Source organism: Sediminibacillus halophilus (assembly GCF_900103695.1).
GTDB lineage: Bacteria > Bacillota > Bacilli > Bacillales > Amphibacillaceae > Sediminibacillus > Sediminibacillus halophilus.
This window is the reverse complement of the sequence record NZ_FNHF01000004.1, coordinates 273882-290868: the sequence shown is the minus strand read 5'-3', so window position 1 is coordinate 290868 and position 16987 is coordinate 273882. Positions and strand designations below refer to the sequence as shown.

Genomic DNA, 16987 nt, shown 5'->3' with positions numbered 1-16987 from the left:
TCCAGCTCCGCGTAAGAAAAATTGTCGGATATTGCCTGAAAATTTTTGTTCCCTTTTCCGAGATTTTTGTGTACTATATTCTTGTAAAAAGTGATTGTATTTTCCCATCTGTACATGGGAATAAAAATAGAAAATGGGAAGGCAAATGGTGCGCCACCAGTCTGACTGGTTCTAGTGGGTTCGATTCCCACCCCGAATTTTTGTTGGTTGTTGATAAAAATTCGAGGGGGAGGCGGACCACTAGCGATTCCTAGGGTTACTTTCAATCCTCTCCACGATCAGGAGGGATTTTTTTATGCTGAAAAAACGCGATTTACACGAGGTACCAAAATTATTCGAACTGATGTGCCACCCGCAGGTGTTTCCGTATGTCCGCCACAAAGCAGCGGGGATGGATGAATTTTATTTTTTGACGAAGCAGACAATCGAACAGGAAGAAGCCGGCCTGCTGGTCTCGCGTACCATTCTGGATGAGTGCCAACAGCCGATCGGAACCATCAATTTATTTGATATCCATGATAAGAAAGGATTCCTGGCAACATGGATCGGTCAGCCGTTTTTCGGAAAAGGCTACAACCGGATTGCCAAAGAGCAATTTTTGGAGGAGGTATTCATCTCGCACGGGATGGATGCGGTGTTTATCAAAATCCGCCAGTCTAACGAACGTTCGATGCGGGCTGCCCTGAAACTGCCATACCTTCACTCTGGACAATCCGCCTATCCGGATGTTTATCAAGCGATTAATGCGCACTGCGATGTCCCCGTGTACGATTTGTTTGTCATCACTCCGGCAAGCTACTTCCTCCATCGCCACCCGATAGAGGTAAGCGAAGGAGAAGCTGTCGTATAAAGAAAACGTTTTGGGAAATGCTAGAGGAAAAGGCCTGTATCTTCCCTTTGGGCGGCGGGCGATTCGAAAGCGAGGAATTCGATGAGCAATAAGCGAGGCGTCAACGATCCAAAGAATACGTTATCCAAAACCCAGCAAGTGCTATATCAAAAAGAATTCAAAACAGCAGATCGCATGTATGCTGAAACAAAAAAGCGGGTTTAATTTTGTCCAGGCGGGGAATACCTACACTGTAGCCCTGTAAGTTGTGGGCAGAAGTTATCCACAAGGTTGTGCACAGTGTTGATAAGCGTCTAAAACAGTTGAAGTACCTAGATTTTGATTGTTGATGAAAATCTTATTAACTTTTCACCTTTTATTGTGGATAATGTGGAAAATATCCACAAACCGTGTGTATAACCGATTTGATTTGTGGATAAGATTGTTAATAAGAGATTGTCCTACTCCAAACGTTTTCCCGATTCCTCCCCTTTTTCGGTTAAGAGTTCGACAATCTGAAAAAAGAAGGCTTTCGCCAAATTAATGGCGAAAGCCTTCTTTTTTAACATAACCAAGTGTGATCGGCATTTCATCTATACCAGTTTTATTATGTAAAGGATAAATCTGCGTCTATTCGCCTGCCCAGCAATTCACGCGCACTTCGCAATGCTTCGGAAGCTGTTTCACCAAAACCGTAACCCGCTGCGATACCGGCACATTCCAGTTCCAATGCTGCCTGCCAGACTGCTGTTTTTGTCGTACCTGGAAGCATGACCGTGAGCGTTCCTTCCAGCTCCTGTTTCACCGTTACCTCTGCGCTGTCCATTTTCAATCCATTCACCAGCCATTCCGCCATACTCTTTCCTTCTTGGGGGTATAAAGCAAGACAGCCAATCATCCTTTACTTCCTCCTTTTGTTCTATTCGGTAACATTTTACTACATGTTCACTAATAGAACAACGGTTTCCGCACTTTTTCTACTAATAATGTTACGATAACGATTAACAAATACGAGTTGCGAGTGATTGTCGGATGAACTATGAACAACTAGCATACAATTTGAAATATTACCGTGAACAATCGGGCTGGACACAGAAGCAGCTGTCAGAAAAAATGAACGTTTCCCGCTCTGTGGTAACCAAGTGGGAAAATGGCACCGTCCTCCCCGATCTCAAATCTATCATTAAACTTAGCAGAATTTTTGATATATCCGTCGATCTGATTGTCGGCATCGACACACCACGCGAAGATGTTCTCAAGGAGTTCAATCGGCTGTATAACTCTACAGGGGAAGCCATTGATGAGGAAACCTTGGAAATCTTCGACTACTTAATCAAACACCCGCAATTCAAGCAGCAGGTGAAACAGATGAAGGACCTCCCCGTTAAAAAACAGAAGGCGATTCACCGGATGATTGCCAGTATGGTCGAGGAGTTCACCCGGGTTTAAAGTATCGAATGAGAAGCGCAGGCACTTGCCCATTCCGATAAAAATGAGACGACTGACGAGGCTGCAGAGGTCCAAGCTTAAGAAATATCGTCGCAGCTTTTTTTTGCGAAAAGGTTTGATTTTAGCTATCGTAGACGGCGTGGGATAGGTGCTGGACTCCCCAACAGCTGAATAGTTACAATGTTTTGTTGAACGGCTTTTTCTCCGCTCTTTCTTCTCTTTACCATCTTCATAAACTGCTTATCTTCTTCTAAAATAAAAAAAGCCCGGTTTCCCGGGATTATTTATGGTTATCTTGTTTCTTGTCGAATTTTTCGAATACCTTTTTGGCAACATTATCTTTTTCTCTCTTCTCTGCCTCTTCCAATTCAAATAGAACGCGGTCATTGTCCGGCAGTTTAAAGTACTCTTGTTTACGGGACTCTTCATCCTTTAATGCCATTTGCTTCCTGCCCCTCTCCTTTTATTTGCCATCCGTGGAAAACGGCTGTAGCGATTAAAACGGCTGGTTAATTTCCGGATCAAAATAATTTTTCCGTTTGATCCAGACGAAGCCGTCTCCCTTGGTGATCACAGCAACGTCAATCGGCGGTCCGACAGATTCGGTCGCTCTCGTCAGCCTCTTCTTGAAGGAAGTAAGATTGACCAGCGCTTCCGCCATTTCTGCCAGTTCTTCTTTCGGAAGCGACCGGACGATGCCGAGCAACGGCCTGACATATTGATCCTGCTGATATTCTTCCACTGAATCTTTGATCGACTCATATAGTTCATTACCCATTTTCTTCATGGTTCTAACCTGTTCTGTTGAAAACTTGATATTCAACTGCTTCTGAATATGCTCATGGTAATCTCCAAGCACCCGGTCAATGATGCCGAACATTGCGTCTTCCATGTTCGGTTCTATTCCTCCCATAAAGGAATCGACCATCTCTCTTTGGGCAAACGCCGTGATGCTTGCTGTTCCGGCCTTTTTATCATTAGTATAGGTGATTTTCCTTTCCCGAAGCTTTTTGTATTTCAAATTTCCGAACACAAACCCTTCCAGTCGATATTCGATCAAATGAGGAAAAATCTCTTTATCACCATACCCAGCGATGACAAGACCAGTGCTGCCCAAGCTGAAGAAATCTTTTTTGACCGCTTCGAAGGCTAGTCTGACCAGCTTTTCTTCCAGCGAGTCAGGCACAGTGTAAACTATCAATTCTTTCTTTATTTCCGATATGACGTGTTGAAACTTTTCCTTGAAAGAGGCATACTCGATCTCCAGAAACTCTTTCTCCATTTCCGCATATGTTGTCGTCTGTTTTTCAACTTCCATAATAAGTAACTCGGTGACTTTTTCATCGGTGACGTCTTCGCCTTCACTTTTTCGGTTGTTGACATCTTCCTCGACATCGCGGACTATTCGTTTCAGGAGATCTGAAAAGGTCCTATGTATGATGATCTCTTCAATCTCCTCTGCTTTAAACCGGTCATCTCTATTCAAGAATGAAATAAAATCAGCAAAATAATCGCTGACATCATCGAAAGTCCGGTCCTTTAGTTCCGCTCGATAAGATTTGATGATAACCTCCCAAGGAACTTCCATAAAAGAAGCTGCGCCATACACCATAAATCCGATGGAATGATGTCTGGATAGGGAAAAAAGCTTGTTGGCAGAGTTGTACACCTTCTGCACACCTTCCCTGCCGCTCGTTACAGCACTGTCGGCAGCAAGCGACATGCCCAGCTTGTTCATGATGGTCACTTCTGCAGTCATCTACTTCACGCCTTTCCCGTAAAACTATTCTTAATTTTGTATATCCTAATCTAAACCGCTCGAAACGTTAAGGGCAATACAACAAGAAAATGCATAAGTACCAGGATTGCTACCAAACATAGGGAATAATTAGTATGGAATATAACTTGTAAAGTGTTTCTCCTACCTTATGCCTAATCTATTGTGCTTTTCTGTGTCAAAAGATACAATTATCCGGGGAAAAGCCCGTTTGCCTTACATTCAAACCGGGAAATGTTATAATTGAGAACGGGACTGGAAAATAACGTTCGGTCCTTAGCTAAAAGGAATGACAACAATGGATAAGAAATCAATCGAAGCAGAAATTGCCAGCTATACCGGAAAGCTATTCAGAGATAATTTCGGGAAAGGCCCATCATCCATTTATGTTTCGTGTGTCCGGCCGTTTATCACCATTCATCTTCGTGATTTTCTGGCACCAATGGAAAAAGTGCTTGTCAAACAAAACAACAATCTAAAGGTTCAGGAAACACGGGATTTGTTGATGCAGGAACTACTTCCTGATATCAAAGCGACCGTCCGGACAACGGCAAAGGTGGAAATCCGAAATATCTATTATGACTGGTCTTTGGAAAACAAGACCGGCATCATCCTTGCCGAGATGGCAGAGAGTGATACGGAAAACGATAATGACTATTTAAGCTATCCAAGCCGGGAACAAGTGCATGAGGAAATCGTCCGCTTCAGTGAAAAAGCGCAAAAGGCTCCGCGCAATTTACATTCACTGATGCTGAATCCCAGGACACTGGTTATCGTCCGGGAAGGAATCCTGGTGCGGATTGAAAAAGAACTGATAGCTGCCGGATTCGAGGAACAGCTGAAGCTGTCCAAAAGACGTCTGGAAAAAAGTTTACTGAATACTGATTTGCTGGAATCGTTGCTTGGAGTCCAAATCGAGGACATATTCGCCGATTGGGACTTCTCCTTGGATAAAGGCTATATCATTATTATAATGAAACCAGAAAAATAACAGGTGGAAATGAGCTGGATGCTGAAAGCCAGACATAAGCCGAAAAGGAATGAACTCCTTTTCGGCTTTTTATTTTGTAAAAAATTTCCAGTCTGTATAGCAAAACAATCCATTCGACGATTCCATATGTAAAACAGGGGGAGTAGATAACGTGTATAAAGTGACCGGGTTAGTAAAAGGCGGCATTAGAGTAGAGTTTTATCAAGACAATAAGGAGCTGCTATTCGATACGTACGACGAAGCGGCAGCTTTTATAGAGAAAACAAAACAAGAAAATACGCTGCCGGATAACTATCAGTTGCTTATTGAGGAAGTCGCCAGGTAATTTTACCGGTGTGAATGAAACTTTTAACAGCTAGCTTTCGTATACTTAGTAAACCGCACTAACAAGGACGTGTTTACATGTATACTCAAGAGCTACAGCAGAAGGCGTCAGCGAACTTAGAAATTTTTGACGAACTGAAAGCAAAATTGAAATGGAAGGTTTCAGACCAGCGGATACTGATGATGGCTGCTTCCATGTATGTGGTAAACGGGAAAACGTTTGATTACGGAAGGTTTGTCCGCCTTGCTGACTATATTAAACAAGAAGTGGGGTTGTTTTCCTCACTGAAGTCTCATTCCAGGTTCACCATTGCCTCGATGCTCGATGTCCGATTTGCGAATCCCCGGGAAAAATTCCAGGAGATGCGCAGGATTTACAAGAGGCTGGTAGAGGCAGGGTTTCGCAGGGGGGTATTCACCTATATTTCCGCCCTGGTCCTGCTTTCCCACCCATCAGAAAACGGTGAATTCAGCGATGACATTCTCAAGACGGATGCGATATACCAGAAAATGAAGGACGCGCACAGTTTCCTTACCTCCAGCAGTGATTATCCACTGGCGGCACTGCTGGCTCAAAACGATGGCACCGTAACCGAATTGACCGAACGGACAGAAGCGTATTACGAGCGGCTGAACAACCTGGGATTCCGAAAGGGCAACGACTTGCAGTTTCTCAGCCATATCCTGACATTGGATGAGCATGCCGATGTGGATTTGCTTGTCGAGCGGACATCTCATATTCATCAGGCTTTTAGCCAGGCTGGAATTAAACAAAAAACCAGATTTTATCCAGAAATGGGCATGCTGGCACTGCTGCCGGAAGATCTCGTCGAATTGGACGTCATCAATCAAATTATCGATGAGTTAAACAAACACAAGTCATTCCGTTGGCAAAAGGATATCACGACAATCCTGGCCATCAATTTGTTCATGAGCGACAAGCTCGCAGATTCATCCTTGCTGGAGACAAGCCTTTACACCACAATGGAAACCGTTATCCAGGCACAACAGGCAGCCATGCTTGCATCTGTTGCAGGAGCCTCAGCTGCGGCTAGCTCCAGCAGCAGTTAATGACTGGCAAGTGATAACAAAAAGAAGCCCCCCTATTTGGAGGCTTCTTTTTGTTAGTTTTATTTTTCCCGAAAGCTTCTGTGTACGAAAGAGCCTACAATATTTTTTCACAAGGTACATAATAATAATTGGTATTCTCCATGTTTTTCGCTAAACTAATAGCTAGATAACTATCATCGTATTATTCCTTCAACATGATTTAGGAGGATAAGTATGTTTTTTAAGACTAGATTAGTACCCTTCATTATTTTGTTAATGGTGACACTTGGATGCAGCCAAAACATTACTGCAAGTTACATAAAAGTAAAACAAAAACATGAGGATCCCACACACCATTCCTATTCTATAGAAGTTATAGATCCATTTGATAAAGAGGAGAAAGAGTTTACTATAAAAATCAAAAATGAGAACACGTGGAATTTAATTGAAGAAGGGGAAACGTACTTTGGTTCCTATAAACACGGTGACTTAAGTAACGGCGCTACGCTAAGTCAGATTAAGCAAGTCTCCGATCCTGAACAGAACGTCAGTAATTAGTAAAAGAAGCCTCCTATTTGGAGGCTTCTTCTGCCAGATGCTGAAAATATTCTTTTAAATAAGCCTTCAGTTCTTTATTTTCTAAATCAGCAATCTCGGAAACGGAAAAAGAGATGGTTTTCTCTTCTTTTTTATCATAGACATAAAAAGTAGGATCTATGTTTCGGATTGTCGCCGTTTCCATGCTGTTCATTTTCACCATCATATATCGGCTCTCCGATACCGTTTGGTCTTCCATATCCTCATCCCCCTTATCCTCATTATAATATAGTTGTCCTATAACGGAAATCGTTCGTTCATTTCTTTACTTGGATACATTCTTCCTGCTTTTTGTTTTCTTCTGACGCATCCTCTTCTTTTTTCCCTTCTTTAGAACTATTACCATTTCATCATTTTTCTTGGTTCACAAAGGCTTTACAACAACTATATCTAGTTTTAATAGAAGGATGGTAGCTTGAAACTAGAGGATGCTTCAAAGACCTGTCAGCACACGTACACAAGGAGGAATGATTGTTTTGCAAAGGCAGCCTTCGAATTTGGACAGGAGAAATTTTTTAAAAGTCGGTGGATTAAGTACGATTGCATTACTGGGGACAACCGGGATTCTATCTTTCCCTGGTGCTCAATCGCTAATGGCCTCCAGTAACAAAAAACAGGACAGTATCTTTAACGGCTATGGCAACCTACAGAAGGATCCCGGAGGCATTCTCGATTTGCCACGCGGATTCCAATACCGAATTATTTCCGAAGAAGGGGGACAGCTTTCAGATGGACGTCCGATCCCTTCTGCTTTTGACGGTATGGCAGCATTCCCCGGCAAGCATAACTCCACTGTGCTTGTCCGCAACCACGAATTAACCGGAAACACAGATTACCCGGTTATCGGAAAAAATCCGTACGACAAAGACAATACCGGAGGAACTACTGCTCTGGTAGTCGGGCCGAACCGAAAAGTGATCGATGAATATGTTTCCTCTTCCGGTACAATCCGCAATTGCGCGGGTGGAGGGACACCATGGGGAACGTGGCTCACCTGTGAGGAAACCCTGGAAAGGGGACATGGCTATGTATTTGAAGTGGACCCAAACGATCCGGAAAACAAACGGTCACGTACTCCTATTCGGGAAATGGGCGCCTTTTCCCACGAGGCATGTGATGTCGATCCCGCTACCGGTATAGTGTATTTAACAGAAGACTCCTCTCCAAGCTTTCTTTATCGTTTTATTCCTGTTGATCCAAGTCCACAGCCAGGCGCATTGCAAAAAGGCGGAACCCTGCAGGCGGCAGCATATGAAGAAATGCCAAACCGTTATGCGGAATCACTGTATCCGGCCAAAAAGTATAATATCATCTGGAAGACCATCAACCCGGAAAAAGCCAGCGATGATGCCGAAGCAAAAGGCTGCATCCAATTCAGCCGACTGGAGGGATCACAATTCTCTGCTGGAGTTTTCTGGTTCAGCGACACTTCCGCAAGAAGCAGCACAGGCGAGCAGGGACGGATTTACCGGTACATTCCTGCGACCAACCAGCTTGAGCTATTTTATGAAGCAGCTAGCGCCAATGAAATGGAGATGCCCGACAATCTCTGCATTACCCCATGGGGAGATGTCTGGTTTGTCGAGGATGGCCCGGGTAATGACCGGGTAATGGGAATCACTCCGGAGGGACAGGTCTATCAATTTGCCGAAAACAAGTTGAACGATTCCGAGCTTGCCGGTCCAACTTTTTCACCTGACGGACGCACGTTTTTCGTCAATATCCAAACACCCGGAATCACCTTTGCAATTTGGGGTCCATTTGCCAGGAGAAATGCAGGAAGACAACGCCAAATGGCTCATGCAGCACCCCCAGCAGGCTTAGGCCCTTCGATTTCCGGAGAGGTTACAGCCTTTGCCGAACAGCAGGGCATGTCCGACTTGGAAGTAGCTGCCCTGGAACGACACGGTATCCCTTTACTTTAGACAGGAGGATAATCATGCTGCAAAATATCGGTATTCCCGGTTTGATATTGCTGGTCATTCTTGCGTTGATCATTTTCGGCCCATCGAAGCTGCCTGAAGTCGGCAGAGCTTTGGGCAGTACGCTCAAGGAATTTAAGAAATCTGCCAACGAACTGGTAAGTGACAACAATCCAGAGCACCCCCTCCCTTCCTCTCAGGAGAATAATCACGAAAGCCAACTGGAAAACAGATGAATCGGCTCAGCTTGCAAGGAAACTTTTTGTTTTCTGCAAGCTTTTCTTTTCCCCAGCGTATAGCTCATTGAGGATTGCCGTTCTATCGGTTGTGTTGTGAATCCTCTTTCAGGCATAGCCGCTCCTCCTGAACTGAATTGATCCTCTTTCACCTGGCTCCTCATTTTTGTTCCTGTCGGGGTGGTCATCCGTGTACTTGCTTCTCTTCGGTCACTGCATCCTCTCCTTTCCCTGTATAACTTGGATATTGCTATTCTGCTCACCCTCTTTATTTTCGCATTCTCCCGCCACTACCAGCACATAAAAAACGATACCAAAGATAGTTCCTCCTTCTACATGGAAGCAGGTCGTCCGCTTTTTTTATGTCTCCATGATAGAATGATGGCAAGGAAAAAATCATGAGACGAGATAAAGAGGTGACAGAATGAGCAAGCGCAAGTTGATAATCGCACAAAACATTGAAAAAGAACTCCAAGACCAAGTGAAAAACATTGTACCCGATTGGGAAATAATTGTCGGGAAAGAGAAAGAAACCTGGCAGAAGCACATCCAATCGGCAGAAATCGTTGCCGGCTGGAAAAAAGACATGAACGAATCGCTGCAAGCCGAATCCCACCTTCGTTGGGTGCAAAGCTGGAGTGCCGGTGTGGACAGCCACCCGCTCGACCGGTTTGCCGAACGGAATGTCGCTTTGACGAGTGCAAACGGAGTCCATGCCTATCCGATTTCCGAGACGATTTTCGCGCTTATGCTCGGACTGACAAGAAAAGTTCATGCATATGTCCAGAATCAGCAATCAAAAACATGGGCACATGAACAGTTAAAACTGGAAATTCACGGAAAAACAGCCGGCATTATCGGAATGGGGGCGATTGGTAAAGAAACAGCCAAAATTGCCAATGCATTCGGCATGAAGGTGATCGGTGTAAGGCATTCGCATAAACCGGAAGAGTTTGTCGATGAGATGGTCACCACAGAACGACTGAACGAGGTTCTCCCATCATGCGACTATGTCATCGTCACTGTGCCGCTCACCGGGGAAACACGTCATCTATTTGGAAAAGAGCAATTCCATACTATGAAATCCTCCAGCTTCTTTATCAATATCGGCCGCGGGGAAGTCGTCGACGAGCCCGCCTTGATCGAAGCCTTACAAACAAAAAAAGTCGCCGGTGCAGGGCTGGATGTATTTGAAAAAGAACCGCTGCCGGAAGATAGTCCACTCTGGGAGCTGGAAAATGTCATCCTGACGCCGCACTCGGCCGGTTCCACCGAACATTATGACAAGCGCGTGATCGAAGACATTTTCATTCCCAATCTTAAAGAGTATCTCAGAGGAGAAGTCCCTTCCATCAATCTTGTCGACTATGACAAAGGATATTGAAGAGGGAGGAGGTGTGAGATATTTTCTGAAAATAAACGGGGTCAGCATCCTTTATGCAATAATGGCACTGATTCCAATCCAACTGACCGTAAACATATATCGTATATACCGCTTAACCGGTTGGAACCCGACCATCGTCAATGGAGTGCTTCTCACCATCATGCTGACACTGATTATCGCAGGCACTATTGGCATATTTTCATTAAGTAAAAAGTGGTTGAAAGGCCAAAACGCCGGTTTTTGGACAGCAATTCTATGGATTCCTTACTTTCTCATTTTCACTTACTTGTTTACCAGGTTGTTTCCTACTACGAACCCAGGTGATGAACCGAACCCTGCTTTAGGGTTGATCTTTTTGACTGGATTATTCGCTTATCCGTTTTATATTTTGATTCTAACTTATATGGCCAACACAAGTGCTAGAGAAAACGTTCAGGCAAAATCGAAGACTCCCACCATATGAAAAAGGCGTGCCAACCATATCGGTTTGCACGCCCTTTTCGTCAGACTTTCCGGAAGGCCCTTCTTTCGGCATAAGGTACACATTTATAACAGACAAGCACTTTTGCGCCGTTATCATTTCTATATTCAGTGGGCCTTACTGCTTTCTGACCGCACATCTCACATTGTTTCTTTTTTAAGAACCGGAACATAAAAACAACAATCCCCTCTATCGTTTTTACATACTCTATTTTACTAGCAAAAACGGGCATGCTTCAAATCAACTGTCTTTCAGTCCTGCCCGGCGAGCCATTCCTGGAGCACAACCGCCTGGTTATGCTCCGTATCCTTTGCACCATAAACAAGTGTCACCGATTCACTTTCTTCGATGATTTCCTTCAATTTCCCGATATGCTCTCTTTTTGTCTGATCTGATTCGATTTCCTGAATATACTTTTGTTTGAAATCCGGGAATTTCTCCGGGTCATGCTGAAACCATTTCCGCAGTTCGGCGGACGGCGCAAGCTCCTTCAACCAGTGATCCACCGCCGCTTTTTGTTTTGACAGACCGCGCGGCCAAACCCGATCTACCAATACGCGCACGCCGTCTTCGTTCTCCGGTTGCTCATACACCCGCTTTCTGTTAACCTGCAACAATTCCACCCCTTTTCATCTGTAAGATTGCATTTGCTTTCCACCTGCTACATATGTACGATACTTTTTGATTACTTGTCGGAGCAATCCAATCGTTACGGCAAGCCAAGCTGTCATGGCGACATATACCATGACCTCCGGAAGGAAGAACAAAAAATCCAGATGGAGTACAGTCGCTAAATAAAAAGTACTGATGGTATACATCGCAAGCGGAAACACCATCCCCCACTGTTGCGGTTCATAGCTTAGCGGATAACGATGATACAAATGCCGCCATATAAACAAAATCACCAGCAGCGGGGTCCACCATGTCCCGAAAACCCAGAAGAATAAAGTGAATCCCGTCAAAAACGGCCGGATTGATTCAAGCAACTGCCAGCCACCCCCATGCAGCAAAAGAGTACAGCCTGCCATCGCACTGATTGCCACTGCCCCCATATTGATCCAATAAGGCGGAGTAAGTTCCGTGTGCTCCATCCTCAAAAAAATAAATCGATAAAAAATCAGTGTAATCAAGATGAAGTATAGCATGCACCCGGCCAAGTGAAGGCTCAAAGTAAGAAACAGCATCACTTGTTTCCCGGTTCCCATCGTTTCAGCCAACAAGCTACCTAATACAGATAAGGATTGGGCAGCCACTACTGCTAACAGCCAGGCACCATTTATCCCCATTTCCAGCGTGGGTGTCGCCTGTTGCACCGTGACAATGGTAAAAAAGCTATACATGATGGCCAGCCATAAAACGAGGCCTACTCCCCACAGCCAGAAAGCCAGATATGTGCTTCCAGTTACAATGATCGATTGACTGCCAAGCATACATGTACCGGCAATCAACGTAAAAAAACCAGGTCCTTTCGCATGATTGGCAAAGTCGGCAGCCAAACGCGGAAAATATCCAATCAGCCGAATGAGCGTCAGTATCCAGAGCAGTGTATAAACGATTATATTTGATACCAATAAGGGGGTGGCAATCCACCCGATGCCCAGTACTTCCGCAGCAATCGACAAAGCTCCGGTCGCCATGACCATAGCAAAATAACCAGGAAACAATTCCGCTGCTGTTTGTTTGATAAATGCCTTCATGCAGTTCACCTACTATTCCGTTCCTGTCATCCCATCTTTTTTCACAAAAACAAGACACTGTTCTTATTGTAAAACGTCCACTGCCACTCTGCAAAGGGAACAGATTGCCACTTGTCACTGGTTTAGTGTAAAAGTCTCAGGGGAATCGCTGAAATGACGGAAAATCAATCAGGATGGAGGAAACCAAGTGTCTGCTGGCAGTATCATTATTGGGATTGTCTATTTGATTGTCCAATTATTCTCCAACAAAATCATCGCTTCATCCCGGCTTGGCCCTGCAAGATGGCTGTCATTTTCAGGCGGAATAGCCGTTTCCTATGTATTTGTTTACGTCCTGCCATCCCTGCATAAACAACAAGAGGACTACGGGGACAAAGCTGGTGGATTGACAATGGAAACAGAGCTGTACTTCATCGGCCTTATTGGCGTGATAGTCTTTTATGCCATTCACAAGGCAGCTGATAAAGCGGAGAGGGAACACCCCCATGGCGAAGGCCGCTTCTTTTGGATTCAAATCGCTTTTTTCTGTGTTTATAACATGCTGATCGCCTTTATAGTATTCGGGACGGATATCGAAGGAGTGGAAGCAGCTTTTTACGGGGTGGCGGTAGGATTTCACTATATGGCCGTCTCGCATGACCTGTGGCGGGAAGACGCCGGCCGCTATGAAAAATTCGGACGCTACATTTTGGCATTTGGCATTTTCATCGGCTGGACCGCCGGGATTGCCATTCCATTCCCACCGTTTGTACTGGCGCTTGTGTACGCATTCATTTCCGGAGCGATGATTTTGAATGTGTTGAAAAAAGAGCTTCCTTCCGAAGAAAACGCCCATTTGCCAGCTTTTTTAATCGGGGCCTTGAGCCATACGGCGATTACCTTAACATTAAAGTATATCTTTGACTGGTAAAAGCAGGTGGGAAAAAAGCATGGTGACAAAAGCGATAACCTAACGATATTCGAAAATGCCAAGCATTAGTCATCGTTGGGTTTTGTCTTCCCTATCCCAATTCGGTTCTCAAAGTGGGGTTATGTTATGTCCCACTCCTTTTCTTCTTTACAATTTCTTTAGAAACCCATCCCCCCTAAGCGACGACTGTTTAAGTAGGAGGGGATAGCATGAAATATAAAACAGTGCGGTTTGCAGTTCTACTGGCGTTGATGTTTTTAATGGCTGCCTGCGGGGATTCGGAAAACCAGGCAGTCGAAAAACAGGAAAAGCAAAACAGTTTTACAACAGGGCAAGAACCGATGACATTGGAAAAAGAAAGGGATAACTTCCATCTTCTTGCCAAGATTTATTCCCATTCTTCCGATTCGCTAACCGTAGAGGGAGTATTAACCTATACTGGAGAAAAGCCTGTCACGCTTACCCAAGGAATGGAGATCATCCAGTGCGAGATGGTACACCCGGAAAGAGATGAGGCTGTAGATGAAATGATTTATCCAGATATTGCTTATACAACCACTGTCAAACCCAATCAATCTTTTCCTGGCAAACAAACATTCACCCTGCAAGATGGCGAGCAGTATGAACTGACTATCAAATCAGTCCTTCATACTTTAAGTGGCGAAGCACGAGGCATTACCCTCGACACTATAGAGATTTCCTGGTAATAAGCCGTGGTCACCAGCCCTTCAACCGAAATCGCCGGAGGCCTCAGTATTGGGAATAATCAGCCATTAAAGGGGAAATGACGAACAAAATAAATGAACGCGAAATATCCTACCAATAATATAAAAGAAATGGTAAATAGGATATATATTACTTTGCGATACAACTTACCACCCCTAACTACGCATCTTGGATAAATCCACTTTTCTAACAGGCTTTCATGTTAAACTATATGGTATAAACTACCGGACCAATTGTCTACACAAGGAGGCAGTTGATTTCAAGATAGGAGGATGAGATGAAAGAAAACCTGCGATTTGCCTGGATTGCTTCTTGGTTTGCGCTAGTCGGTCAACTTGTGTTTTTCATCGGGGTAGCCATCTTCACAGGAGAATGGCGGTATGTAATGTGGAGTCTGATGGTTAGTATGATGGCCGGTGTTCCCAGTATGATTAGGACCGGGCAGGCACAGAAAAGACGGAACACTCCCACAAACGAGTGAGAAGGAGCTAGGAAGGGACTTTATGCAGGAAAGTCCCTTTTTCATCTAAAAAACAGCTCACCGTTTTTGCCACAAATATACCTGTCTTCCTTTTTCTGTCTCGCATTGTCCAAAAGCCCTGGTTGCAATGCCGTGTAACAGCCTGTGAAGTTACCTGCCTTTCAATCTAAAGTCACCTGAACTCGTCCTGACTTTCAGTACATGGATAGGATTCTCTCCGATGAAACCATGGATATTGTGTTCGGATTTTTCTTCAAACAAAACTTCTTCCATTGAAACACGCCCATCGCCCGAGCTGCTTTGAAAATCAACTTCAAATCGCTCTTGAGGCAAATCATATTCGACCGACACATCGCCGCTGGTTGTTTCGACATTCACCTCTGCGATTTCACCAGAATGAGAAAGTACAACATCACCGGAGGTGGCTTCGTACTCGAACTGGGACCCTTCAACCTGTTTATTCTTGATGGTACCGCTGGTTGTTCTGATGGTAGCAGATTCGATGGTATTATTCTCTGCTTGTATATCTCCGCTTGTCGCCTCCATCACCAGGCTGTCTGTTATCTTGTCCCCGGTCAGATCCACATCGCCTGAAGTAGACGTGATTTGCGCATTGGCCGTTTCTGCATGATCAAGGACAATATCGCCTGAAGTTGTTTCAATCGACACGTTGTCATACAATTTTTCCGGAACGCTTACCGTCACATGCAAATTCTTTGCCGTGTCCCATGGCAAAAACCCTACTCGGTTCTCTTTCTCTTTTTGGGTGATCATGAGTGTATCATCCGTTTGCTCGATTTGGTAAAGCTGCTCCTCCTGGTCCTTTTCCAATACATCTCCTTTCACTGTTGCCTCTATTTGATCGGATGACTGGCTCTTCACGGTTACATTCATCGAAGTTGCCGCAACTTGAATACGCGTGATTTCGCCTGCTTGAAAACTCTCCTCCGCGATGACCGATGCACGCGAAATACCTGTTGTAAGATAAATAGTTATCGTGCCTGCCATTCCGACAATTAGTATGGCCAACAAGGACACAATCCATTTTTTCACTTGTAACCATCTCCCTTCATTATTAAAAAGTTGAACCTCATATACCGGATCAGCAAACGATACAGCCATTTTCCTACTCGCCACAAACCGATACTACAAAGCACTCCGAAACTGCCCATCGTAATGGATACAAAGAAATCGAATAGCAGATTAGGAGAGTGCAGAAACACAACCTTGAAAAGAAAAACCAATGGGGAAAGCGACAAAACTGCAGCCGCCCCATACAAACCGATATACAAAGCTAACATACCGAGAGCAGGCCCTAGCACAATGAGGAGATTGATCAGACTGACACTGATGATAGCCATGACCGCCCTTCCAATATTCGTGATGGAACGTTCCTGTTCCGCTATCTTCAGACTCGCTTCTGCTTGCAACTCTTTTGCTATTGCCGCCGGGTTTCCTAGTCCCTCCACAATTTCTTGTTCGTCCCTTCCTTCGGAAAGTGCAGCGTCTATATGCTCTTTAAAGTCAAACAAAATCTCTTCTCTTTCCTCATTGGAAAGACTTTTAAGTCGTTTATCGATTTCTTTCAAAAAGATCTCTTTTGTCACGCTTCTCCCCTCCTGCTGATGCTTTGAACCAATTCATTAACAGAAACTGTAAACTGATTCCATTCTTCTATAAGTGTTTCCATCCTTTTTTCTCCTTTCTCTGAAAGCTTATAGTACTTTCTTGCCGGCCCTTCTCTTGAAGGCGACATATAGGTGTCCAAATATTGCTCCTTCGTCAGTCTCCTCAATAATGGATACAAGGTCCCTTCAGCAATCAAAATATGCTTCGATACATTTTGAGCCAGTTCATATCCGTATTGATCCTTTTTGCAAATCAAAACGAGAACACATAATTCCAATGCTCCTTTTTTAAATTGAACATTCACTGGGTTATCCTCCTGTGCCTGGTGTCTTCTATTCTTAGTTAGTCATCTATGATCCACTATAGAATATCATTCAGTAGTGAATATAGCAAGGTAGTGTGTGAAAAAGTTTTAAAAAGTGACGTTTTTGACCTTTCCATTACTTTTATTATCTATCTTTGCCGCTGATAACTGCTTAAAATAGCGATAAGAACGAGTCTCTG

At 44.3% G+C, this 16987-nt stretch carries 23 protein-coding genes; 14 read left to right on the top strand and 9 right to left on the bottom strand.

Features of this window, described 5'->3' with window-relative positions:
• Positions 1 to 295: 295 nt before the first annotated feature.
• Positions 296 to 850 (top strand): GNAT family N-acetyltransferase, encoded by a 555-nt coding sequence (locus tag BLR82_RS15345; protein WP_074600348.1) that lies wholly within the window; start codon positions 296 to 298, stop codon positions 848 to 850.
• 81 nt (positions 851 to 931) lie between these two features.
• Positions 932 to 1054: a YfhE family protein gene (locus BLR82_RS15340; protein ID WP_083334884.1), complete on the top strand. Its 123-nt coding sequence runs from the start codon at positions 932 to 934 to the stop codon at positions 1052 to 1054.
• Positions 1055 to 1436: 382 nt separating this feature from the next.
• Here BLR82_RS15340 and BLR82_RS15335 read toward each other — a convergent pair whose 3' ends face one another.
• Positions 1437 to 1727 (bottom strand): hypothetical protein, encoded by a 291-nt coding sequence (locus tag BLR82_RS15335; protein ID WP_074600347.1) that lies wholly within the window; start codon positions 1725 to 1727, stop codon positions 1437 to 1439.
• Positions 1728 to 1861: 134 nt separating this feature from the next.
• On the opposite strand from BLR82_RS15335, the gene BLR82_RS15330 reads away from it, so the two are divergent.
• The gene (locus tag BLR82_RS15330; RefSeq protein ID WP_074600346.1) at positions 1862 to 2278 is read left to right on the top strand and encodes a helix-turn-helix domain-containing protein; all 417 of its coding nucleotides are present in this window, start codon (positions 1862 to 1864) and stop codon (positions 2276 to 2278) included.
• Between the two features lie 280 nt (positions 2279 to 2558).
• On the opposite strand, the gene BLR82_RS21145 is transcribed toward BLR82_RS15330, so the two are convergent.
• Positions 2559 to 2720, bottom strand: a complete 162-nt coding sequence (locus BLR82_RS21145) for a hypothetical protein (RefSeq protein ID WP_175486831.1) — start codon at positions 2718 to 2720, stop codon at positions 2559 to 2561.
• Between the two features lie 54 nt (positions 2721 to 2774).
• Complete coding sequence (locus tag BLR82_RS15325; RefSeq protein WP_074600345.1) at positions 2775 to 4037, bottom strand: hypothetical protein; 1263 nt, start codon at positions 4035 to 4037, stop codon at positions 2775 to 2777.
• A 316-nt stretch (positions 4038 to 4353) separates the two neighbouring features.
• Here BLR82_RS15325 and BLR82_RS15320 point away from each other — a divergent pair, with 316 nt between their 5' ends.
• From BLR82_RS15320 to BLR82_RS15310, 4 genes are all read left to right on the top strand, one after another.
• Positions 4354 to 5046 carry a Na-translocating system protein MpsC family protein gene (locus BLR82_RS15320; RefSeq protein WP_074600344.1) on the top strand — a complete coding sequence of 231 codons (693 nt, stop codon included), beginning with the start codon at positions 4354 to 4356 and terminating at the stop codon, positions 5044 to 5046.
• Between the two features lie 151 nt (positions 5047 to 5197).
• Positions 5198 to 5371: a hypothetical protein gene (locus BLR82_RS21140; RefSeq protein WP_175486830.1), complete on the top strand. Its 174-nt coding sequence runs from the start codon at positions 5198 to 5200 to the stop codon at positions 5369 to 5371.
• A gap of 77 nt (positions 5372 to 5448) precedes the next feature.
• A complete protein-coding gene (locus BLR82_RS15315; RefSeq protein ID WP_074600343.1) occupies positions 5449 to 6441 on the top strand; it encodes a DUF4003 family protein in 993 nt (330 codons plus the stop codon).
• A 213-nt stretch (positions 6442 to 6654) separates the two neighbouring features.
• Complete coding sequence (locus BLR82_RS15310) at positions 6655 to 6978, top strand: hypothetical protein (RefSeq protein ID WP_074600342.1); 324 nt, start codon at positions 6655 to 6657, stop codon at positions 6976 to 6978.
• Positions 6979 to 6991: 13 nt separating this feature from the next.
• Here BLR82_RS15310 and BLR82_RS15305 read toward each other — a convergent pair whose 3' ends face one another.
• Positions 6992 to 7216, bottom strand: a complete 225-nt coding sequence (locus tag BLR82_RS15305; RefSeq protein WP_074600341.1) for a hypothetical protein — start codon at positions 7214 to 7216, stop codon at positions 6992 to 6994.
• A gap of 268 nt (positions 7217 to 7484) precedes the next feature.
• Here BLR82_RS15305 and BLR82_RS15300 point away from each other — a divergent pair, with 268 nt between their 5' ends.
• The 4 genes from BLR82_RS15300 (at position 7485) to BLR82_RS15280 (ending at position 11022) form a co-directional block, all read left to right on the top strand.
• The gene (locus BLR82_RS15300) at positions 7485 to 8942 is read left to right on the top strand and encodes an alkaline phosphatase PhoX (protein WP_139186983.1); all 1458 of its coding nucleotides are present in this window, start codon (positions 7485 to 7487) and stop codon (positions 8940 to 8942) included.
• Between the two features lie 14 nt (positions 8943 to 8956).
• Complete coding sequence (gene tatA, locus BLR82_RS15295; protein ID WP_074600340.1) at positions 8957 to 9175, top strand: twin-arginine translocase TatA/TatE family subunit; 219 nt, start codon at positions 8957 to 8959, stop codon at positions 9173 to 9175.
• 424 nt (positions 9176 to 9599) lie between these two features.
• Complete coding sequence (locus BLR82_RS15285) at positions 9600 to 10559, top strand: D-2-hydroxyacid dehydrogenase (protein ID WP_074600338.1); 960 nt, start codon at positions 9600 to 9602, stop codon at positions 10557 to 10559.
• Between the two features lie 13 nt (positions 10560 to 10572).
• Positions 10573 to 11022: a hypothetical protein gene (locus BLR82_RS15280; RefSeq protein WP_074600389.1), complete on the top strand. Its 450-nt coding sequence runs from the start codon at positions 10573 to 10575 to the stop codon at positions 11020 to 11022.
• A gap of 269 nt (positions 11023 to 11291) precedes the next feature.
• On the opposite strand, the gene BLR82_RS15275 is transcribed toward BLR82_RS15280, so the two are convergent.
• Positions 11292 to 11654, bottom strand: coding sequence for a DUF488 domain-containing protein (locus tag BLR82_RS15275; protein WP_074600337.1), 363 nt, complete (start codon positions 11652 to 11654; stop codon positions 11292 to 11294).
• A gap of 15 nt (positions 11655 to 11669) precedes the next feature.
• A complete protein-coding gene (locus BLR82_RS15270; RefSeq protein ID WP_074600336.1) occupies positions 11670 to 12737 on the bottom strand; it encodes a tellurite resistance/C4-dicarboxylate transporter family protein in 1068 nt (355 codons plus the stop codon).
• 187 nt (positions 12738 to 12924) lie between these two features.
• Between BLR82_RS15270 and BLR82_RS15265 the strand changes: the two genes are divergently transcribed.
• The 3 genes from BLR82_RS15265 to BLR82_RS15255 all read left to right on the top strand — a co-directional run bounded on the left by BLR82_RS15265 (position 12925) and on the right by BLR82_RS15255 (position 14854).
• Positions 12925 to 13647: a hypothetical protein gene (locus tag BLR82_RS15265; RefSeq protein WP_074600335.1), complete on the top strand. Its 723-nt coding sequence runs from the start codon at positions 12925 to 12927 to the stop codon at positions 13645 to 13647.
• A 209-nt stretch (positions 13648 to 13856) separates the two neighbouring features.
• Positions 13857 to 14354, top strand: coding sequence for a hypothetical protein (locus BLR82_RS15260; RefSeq protein ID WP_074600334.1), 498 nt, complete (start codon positions 13857 to 13859; stop codon positions 14352 to 14354).
• A 296-nt stretch (positions 14355 to 14650) separates the two neighbouring features.
• Entirely contained in the window at positions 14651 to 14854 is a 204-nt protein-coding gene (locus tag BLR82_RS15255; protein WP_074600333.1) for a hypothetical protein, read from the top strand.
• Positions 14855 to 15004: 150 nt separating this feature from the next.
• On the opposite strand, the gene BLR82_RS15250 is transcribed toward BLR82_RS15255, so the two are convergent.
• From BLR82_RS15250 to BLR82_RS15240, 3 genes are read right to left on the bottom strand one after another with little or no spacing between them, the layout of a single operon-like run.
• Entirely contained in the window at positions 15005 to 15907 is a 903-nt protein-coding gene (locus BLR82_RS15250) for a DUF4097 family beta strand repeat-containing protein (protein WP_074600332.1), read from the bottom strand.
• Complete coding sequence (locus BLR82_RS15245; RefSeq protein ID WP_074600331.1) at positions 15904 to 16461, bottom strand: HAAS signaling domain-containing protein; 558 nt, start codon at positions 16459 to 16461, stop codon at positions 15904 to 15906. Before BLR82_RS15245 ends, BLR82_RS15250 begins: the two co-directional genes overlap by 4 nt.
• Positions 16458 to 16787 (bottom strand): PadR family transcriptional regulator, encoded by a 330-nt coding sequence (locus BLR82_RS15240; protein ID WP_074600330.1) that lies wholly within the window; start codon positions 16785 to 16787, stop codon positions 16458 to 16460. Before BLR82_RS15240 ends, BLR82_RS15245 begins: the two co-directional genes overlap by 4 nt.
• Positions 16788 to 16987: the final 200 nt, after the last annotated feature.